Below are 354 nucleotides of genomic sequence, written 5' to 3' on the forward strand. Positions count from 1 at the left end.
ATTATTTTCAATTGCATTTGGTAAATCCTGTTCTAATCGTAATCGACGAGTTACTTTTTGAGATAATGTCTCGTCATACATACAAACAGCATTGTTACCTTTTTCCTTTGCGCTATACATAGCGATATCAGCGTGTTGTAAAAGTGTAGTAGTATTTATTCCTCCAAATGGATACACTGCTATTCCTATACTAAGAGATAAGTAAAAACTATGCTGATTTACTACAAATGGTTCTTCAGTTATACGAAATAGAGTTTTACACAAATCCAATAGCTGTTGCTCTGTTTGGTTATGGACAATGATCGCAAACTCATCACCACCTATTCTTGCTAGAGGAATAGTCGGTGACAGACA

The 354-nt window shown here is 35.0% G+C and carries 1 protein-coding gene; it reads right to left on the bottom strand.

All coding sequences use genetic code 11. The annotated features are described in order from the left end of the window. The coding region (locus tag HFD78_RS29125; RefSeq protein WP_191968155.1) for a diguanylate cyclase domain-containing protein at window positions 1–354 on the bottom strand (354 nt) is incomplete at both ends.

Origin of the sequence: Bacillus sp. EKM501B, assembly GCF_011800505.1 — a bacterium.
Lineage (GTDB): Bacteria > Bacillota > Bacilli > Bacillales > Bacillaceae_G > Bacillus_A > Bacillus_A cereus.